Origin of the sequence: Pedobacter sp. (assembly GCF_035317785.1) — a bacterium.
Taxonomy (GTDB): domain Bacteria; phylum Bacteroidota; class Bacteroidia; order Sphingobacteriales; family Sphingobacteriaceae; genus Pedobacter.
In genome coordinates, this window is record NZ_DATHGC010000164.1 from 1 (window position 1) to 6323 (window position 6323).

General features: G+C 46.5%; 6 protein-coding genes. 2 read left to right on the top strand and 4 right to left on the bottom strand.

Annotation, left to right across the window (positions count from 1 at the left end; translation table 11 throughout):
- Positions 1–1111 (bottom strand): homogentisate 1,2-dioxygenase (locus tag VK541_RS09980; RefSeq protein ID WP_324369510.1); only part of this gene is annotated, 1111 nt, incomplete at its 3' end.
- 370 nt (positions 1112–1481) lie between these two features.
- Between VK541_RS09980 and VK541_RS09985 the strand changes: the two genes are divergently transcribed.
- Positions 1482–2477 carry a fumarylacetoacetate hydrolase family protein gene (locus tag VK541_RS09985; RefSeq protein ID WP_324369512.1) on the top strand — a complete coding sequence of 332 codons (996 nt, stop codon included), beginning with the start codon at positions 1482–1484 and terminating at the stop codon, positions 2475–2477.
- Between the two features lie 38 nt (positions 2478–2515).
- Positions 2516–3406, top strand: a complete 891-nt coding sequence (locus VK541_RS09990; RefSeq protein ID WP_324369514.1) for a flavin reductase family protein — start codon at positions 2516–2518, stop codon at positions 3404–3406.
- Positions 3407–3452: 46 nt separating this feature from the next.
- Here VK541_RS09990 and VK541_RS09995 read toward each other — a convergent pair whose 3' ends face one another.
- The 3 genes from VK541_RS09995 to VK541_RS10005 form a co-directional block, all read right to left on the bottom strand.
- Positions 3453–3995: a C40 family peptidase gene (locus VK541_RS09995; protein WP_324369516.1), complete on the bottom strand. Its 543-nt coding sequence runs from the start codon at positions 3993–3995 to the stop codon at positions 3453–3455.
- Between the two features lie 98 nt (positions 3996–4093).
- Positions 4094–4795: an SDR family oxidoreductase gene (locus VK541_RS10000; protein ID WP_324369518.1), complete on the bottom strand. Its 702-nt coding sequence runs from the start codon at positions 4793–4795 to the stop codon at positions 4094–4096.
- A gap of 4 nt (positions 4796–4799) precedes the next feature.
- A partial coding sequence (locus VK541_RS10005) for an aromatic amino acid hydroxylase (RefSeq protein ID WP_324369519.1) occupies positions 4800–6323 on the bottom strand: 1524 nt, incomplete at its 5' end.

Below are 6323 nucleotides of genomic sequence, written 5' to 3' on the forward strand. Positions count from 1 at the left end.
CTTCCTCGGTAAGCATGAGCGGCCGGAAAGGATCAATCATCACAGCCAGCTCATCAGTGCTTTCCTTTCCAATCGATTTCTCCACCATACCCGGATGCGGCCCATGAGGAATGCCGCCGGGATGAAGGGTGATCTGACCCTTTACCACACTCTTCCTGCTCATAAAATCACCATCTACATAGTAAAGCACCTCGTCGCTGTCTACGTTACTGTGGTTGTACGGCGCAGGAATAGACAAAGGATGATAATCATATTTGCGCGGCACAAAAGAGCAGATCACAAAATTATGTCCTTCAAAGGTCTGATGTACCGGAGGCGGCTGGTGCAAGCGGCCGGTGATCGGCTCAAAATCATGAATAGAAAAAGCATAAGGATAATGAAAACCGTCCCAGCCCGCGAAATCAAAAGGATGTGTGCCATAGGTATAAGGGTACATCAATCCCTGCTTTTTGATCAGCACCTTAAAATCGCCAAACTCATCAATGGTTTCCAGGTCTGAAGGCCTTCTGATATCGCGTTCACAATACGGGGCGTGCTCCATCAGCTGCCCGTACTCATTCCGGTAGCGCTTTGGTGTGCGGATCGGGCTAAAACTTTCTACAATGAAAAGGCGGTTTTGTTCAGTATCAAATTCCATCTGGCAGATCGTGCCCCGCGGCACCACCAAATAATCCCCGTAGCCAAAGCGGATCTTTCCAAAGCCGGTTTTCAATGTGCCTGTTCCTTCGTGGATAAAGATCACCTCATCGGCCTGACTGTTCTTGTAAAAATAATCCGTCATCGATTTGCGCGGAGCAGCCAGTGAAATGTGCAGGTCATTGTTGACCAGTACCGGCTTCCTGCTCTGCAGGTAATCATCTTCTGGTTTAATATTGAAGCCAATCAGACTGGTATGCTTCAGGTGTTTCTCCCGGGCGATCTTTGGCTCTACCGAATACGGTTCGCCCAGGGATTTTACAATAGTAGGAGGATGACAATGGTAAACAAGTGAATATAAACTCGAAAACCCTTCAGTAGATACCAGTTCCTCAGCATAAAGCTGTCCATCCGGTTTCCTGAAAACAGTGTGGCGTTTAGCTGGTACAGTTCCTAACGTATGGTATACAGGCATAACATAAGTTTAAAATGGTGAAATTGATTTAAATGATAACGTTTAAACGTTCAAAACGTTTTTAATGAGCGGTTGTTAAGCGCATTTACAGCACAGCAAGCTGGTGTATCTGATCAGGAAATCTTACAGAGAATATTGTGCAAAAATAAGCTTGGACAGCATGGCATACCTAAACGAAGCCAGTACTTGTCTGGCTATTTGATCCTGAGCGATGTAATTGCTTTTTACCATTATTTTTGTTGCGTTGGCTAAATTAAGTATTTATTAGCATAAACCACAAAACCTAAAGCAATTATCTCATCAGTATTTATTTTAGTATCAGGTTTGCTGTATTTTTATATAGCTTTGGACAACGACATAAACTAACTATATGAAACTGGTATCCTATAAAACAGAAGACAGAGAACACCTGGGTGTTTTTGTAAACGGACACATTTATAACCTGAACTCCTGCGACAAACAGCTCCCCGATCAAATGAATGGCTTTCTGGAAGGCGGAGAGGTGTTGATGGAACGCGCAGAAAAGATTGATGCACAAATCAGATCAGGAGCGATCGAACCAAAACAGGAAGCCTTTTTCGAATTGCTGGCTCCCGTACCTCATCCTGCATCATGCAGAGACGGCTATGCATTTCGTCAGCATGTAGCAGCAGCACGCAGGAACCGCAGGGTAGAAATGATTCCTGAATTTGACAAATATCCCATCTTTTATTTTACCAATCATAATGCGATACAGGGGCCTGGTGAAATTGAATGCATGCCGGACCATTTTCAGAAGCTTGATTTTGAACTTGAAGTTGCTGTAGTGATCGGGAAAAAAGGAAGAAACATTACCGCCGCAGAGGCTGATAGCTATATTGCAGGCTATATGATCATGAATGACATGAGCGCCAGGACACTTCAGGCAGAAGAAATGCTGCTGAATCTTGGTCCGGCCAAAGGAAAGGACTTCTCCACCGTGATCGGCCCCTGGCTGGTCACCCCTGATGAGCTGGAGCAATATAAAATCAGCACAAAGCCAGGTCATACCGGCAACTCCTACGATCTGAAAATGACCTGCACTGTCAATGGGGTACAGGTATCCCGGGGCAGTATGGCCGATATGGACTGGACCTTTGCAGAGATCATCGAACGCTGTGCTTATGGTGCTGATGTGCTGCCCGGTGATGTCATTGGTTCCGGCACCGTGGGTACAGGTTGTTTTCTTGAACTCAATGGCACCGGCCTGCTCAATGATCCTGATTTCAAACCGCAGTGGCTGCAGGACGGGGATGTAGTAGAGATGGAAATTACAGGGCTTGGCCATCTGAGCAATACGATCAAAGCAGTTGATACAGATTTTTCAATTCTCGCATTGAAGAAATAATTAGCTATTCGTCACAATTAAGTGATATATTGAAAACCATGCTGACCCTCAACACCTCAGAGCTTTCCCCTGTGCAGCTGCAGAATTACATGCAGTATGCCATTGCGCCCAGGCCCATTTGCTTTGCCTCTACCACAGATGCGGCCGGCAACATCAACCTGAGTCCCTTCAGTTTTTTCAACATGTTCAGCACCAACCCGCCGCTATGCATCTTTTCACCTGCAAGGCGCGTGCGGGACAACACCACCAAGCATACACTGGAAAATGTACTGGAAGTGAAAGAATGTGTCATCAATATTGTCAACTATGCGATGGTACAGCAAACCAGCCTGGCCAGCACAGAATACGCAAAGGGTACCAATGAATTTGAAAAGGCAGGGTTTACGATGCTGCCTTCGCAGCTGGTCAGGCCTCCCCGTGTAGCGGAAGCACCCGTACAGATGGAATGTATCGTAAAAGAGATCATCCATCTGGGTGACAATCCGGGTGCAGGCAACCTGATCCTTGCCGAAGTGAAACTGATCCACATCAGGGAGGAGATACTGGACGCAGAAGGTAAAATAGACCAGGCAAAAATAGACCTTGTGGCCCGCCTCGGGGGCGACTGGTATTGCCGGGTGACGCCTGAAAACTTATTTAAAGTAACTAAGCCCCTGACCACACTGGGACTGGGGGTTGATGCGTTGCCAAAAGCGGTGCGCAACTCTAAAGTGCTGACCGGTAATGACCTGGGTATGCTGGGCAATACAGAACAATTTCCTTCGGATGAGGAGATAGATGCTGTCAGCACCTGGCCACAGGTAAAAGAAATACTGGATGCTACCATAGGTGATTCCGGCGACCGTGAGCGTGAGCTTCATGAGCTGGCCAGACAACTGCTGAATGAAGGAAAAGTAAATGAAGCACTGAAGGTTTTGTTGTTGCAATGAAGCCCCCGCAATAAAGTAACTGACACCGTTACGTCAATAAAGCAATCTAAAAAATACTGATCACCTTTAAAAAGCGTCTTTTATAAAACCCCTCATTTAAACTGGTAATGGTTACCCCTCTGGCGCTGCCGGAAGAAGAATGTATAAATTTAATCTCATCACCATCTATAGCATAAACAATGCCTACATGTCCCGGTCTGCGCGATCTGCTGTTGGTCCCGGTAAAAAGAATGACATCTCCGATCTTGGCATCTTCCAGCTTTACCGCATCACCGCTTGCGGCGAAGTCTCTTGAAGAACGGGGTACCTTAAAACCAAAATTGCTGAATACATAATTAACGAAACCTGAACAGTCAAAGCCCCTGCTTGGGCTGCTTGACGCTGCCCGGTACCTGATGCCGATCATAGATTTAGCAAATTCCATGATCCGGCTGGTGGATGTGGTTTCCTGGACTTTTTCAGGCGGGCTGGCCAATTGTTTAGAAAGTTTGTCCACCATTTCCTGGTATTCTGCCGGAATAGTGGTCTGCGATTTTGCCGCGAACACACTAACCAATAAAACACAAAACAGGATAGCGGTTTTTCTCATCAATATGATTTGTTTAATTCCGGTTTATACAACACACCCACGGCGCTAAAGGTATTAAAAATATTATTTAACCCTAATAAATGTTGATAAAATGGTGATTATGGTGTTGTTACAGCTACAGGAAGAGTTTTTCCGTTGAAAAACTTGTGCCCTGTTCTCGCAAAATCGGCGATATACTTACCCATTTCAAATGCCATAACCGGAGATTCATAACCCGGAAATGCCTGTTCCAGCATCTCGGTTTGCGCTGATCCCAGTGCCAGGCAGTTTACTTTTATTCCTGTTTCGGCCAGTTCGTAAGCCAGACACTCCGTCAGCGTATGCAGCGCAGATTTGGAAGAGGAATAAGCAGAAAGCCCGGGAAATTTAACGCTGCCCTGGAAACCGCCCATACTGCCGATGTTTACAATATGACCGCCTGCGCCCATTAAAGGCAGGATATTTTGGATCATGTTAAAGTGCCCCATTACATTACTTTCAAACATCTGGTACATATCGGCGGCTGAGGTTTCCAAAAAAGGTTTATTGACTAAAGCACCGGCATTGTTGATCAGAATATCGACATTGCCCAGGCGTTCTTTTAAAAAGGGAACCAGGGCAGCATAGTCGTCATTTACAATGTCAAATTCGACGGGCAGCAGTACACAATCCGGATTAATCCCCTTTGCGATCTCCAGCAGCTTGCGCAGCTTATCAGCCGATCTGGCAATGCAGACCACTTTGTTCTCTTTGCTGAGTGTAAATTCTAAAGCGGCTTCAAAGCCAATTCCGCTGCTGGCGCCTGTTAATACTATATTCATTTTTTTAAATATCTTCTTCAGTGATCAGTTGCGTTACCGGGCTTTCTATGACATGGAGACCATCATTGATCAGCTTGCTGTGATCAGGCTCACCAGAGGATTTCAGTTCCAGGTACACACGAATCTCTTTTTCCAGTTCGGGAAACAACCTTTTATGGTGCAGGATCTCCAATATTTCCAGCGCAGAAAGCCAATCGTCACGGTGGTTTTTTCTCAGCGCATCAAAAAGATCCGGCAATTCTTCAAACCCAGCCTGTTCTTCTCTTATTGACCTTACTTTTTTATAGATCTGGTGCAGTTTAGCCTTTTTTTCGTCGTATACAATTTTATGCGTCTGCTTGTCGCTCAGGTGGGTGATCTCCTCGTAGGCATCCTTGTCGGCTGCGCCGTTAAATACAGAAACGATCTTTTCGCCTACAGCCATATCGTATACCCCCCAATCCGGCTGAAATAAAATGTTGCCATTGCTTTCTTTTACGGTACAATCTTCCAGAGTGACCATAAAGGTACGCCCGTCCCTTTGCTGATGAATGATGGTGACCAGGCCTTTTACCGTAATGCCGCTCTCAAATTCCAGTGCCGCAATGTGGTTTGGCCTGATTCCACAGTTCATCAATTCGCGAATGTCCATATCCTCAATCGCCTTGTCAATACCCCTGAGTTTGCCCACAGGCGATGAAAAACCATCCTTATGGTAAGATTTACCATGCCCTTCCAGCTGCCTGCCCTCATAGGCCAATGCCGAAGGCCCGGATGTCCTCAGGAAAGTAAGCTCATCCTGCCGGTTCAGGCCCAGGTCTGTAAATACACCCGTGACCTGCAATCCCGAACTGTAAACAGCCGTTGCAGGGTTTTTGCATTCTATCGCCTTCACAATACCCTCGGAACCGCCGCGCCTGAAGGCCATAGTATCTGCAAAGGCCTCCAAAACATCGATCAGGTTCTGGAAAGTTTCCGTTACAAAGAGCTGGGGCTGCGGTTTGGTGATGTCATAAGCATAATTGACGGTGTCTATATTGTACCACAATTTTTCCACTTCAGGCTTCATACAGGAAGAACTCTCGCCAATGGAAGAGAGCAGGCCGGCCCCGTAGATCTTGGGGTTTTCTAATGTGCCGATCAGTCCGTATTCCACTGTCCACCAGTGCAAACGGCCCAATAATGCCATTTCAGAAGGCTCACCCATGTTCTCCGAAATCAATTCCAGTTGTTTCTCTGCCCTGGCGATTTCCTCCTCCCGGGCATCTGCCGCCTCTTTTAAAATAGACAAGTGACGGATGGCCTCATAGAGCTCAAAATCTTTGGAGGAGAACATCGCCTTAGCGCCTATTGAACCAAAGTAACTCAGGTAATTGTTGTAGTCTGTATCTGCGATGATTGGTGCATGACCCGCCGATTCATGAATAATATCAGGAGCCGGTGTATACTCGATGTGATTGATCTGCCGGATATCAGCTGCAATGACCAGCACCCGGCAGGCCTGATATTCCATAAAAGCCGCAGGCGGAATAAATCCGTCTACCGTGAC

Bases quoted from the DNA above. Each gene is read 5' to 3' on its own strand.
- VK541_RS09985 (WP_324369512.1), top strand. From the start codon at position 1,482: ATGAAACTGGTATCCTATAAAACAGAAGACAGAGAACACCTGGGTGTT.
- VK541_RS09990 (WP_324369514.1), top strand. From the start codon at position 2,516: ATGCTGACCCTCAACACCTCAGAGCTTTCCCCTGTGCAGCTGCAGAAT.
- VK541_RS09995 (WP_324369516.1), bottom strand. From the start codon at position 3,995: ATGAGAAAAACCGCTATCCTGTTTTGTGTTTTATTGGTTAGTGTGTTC.
- VK541_RS10000 (WP_324369518.1), bottom strand. From the start codon at position 4,795: ATGAATATAGTATTAACAGGCGCCAGCAGCGGAATTGGCTTTGAAGCC.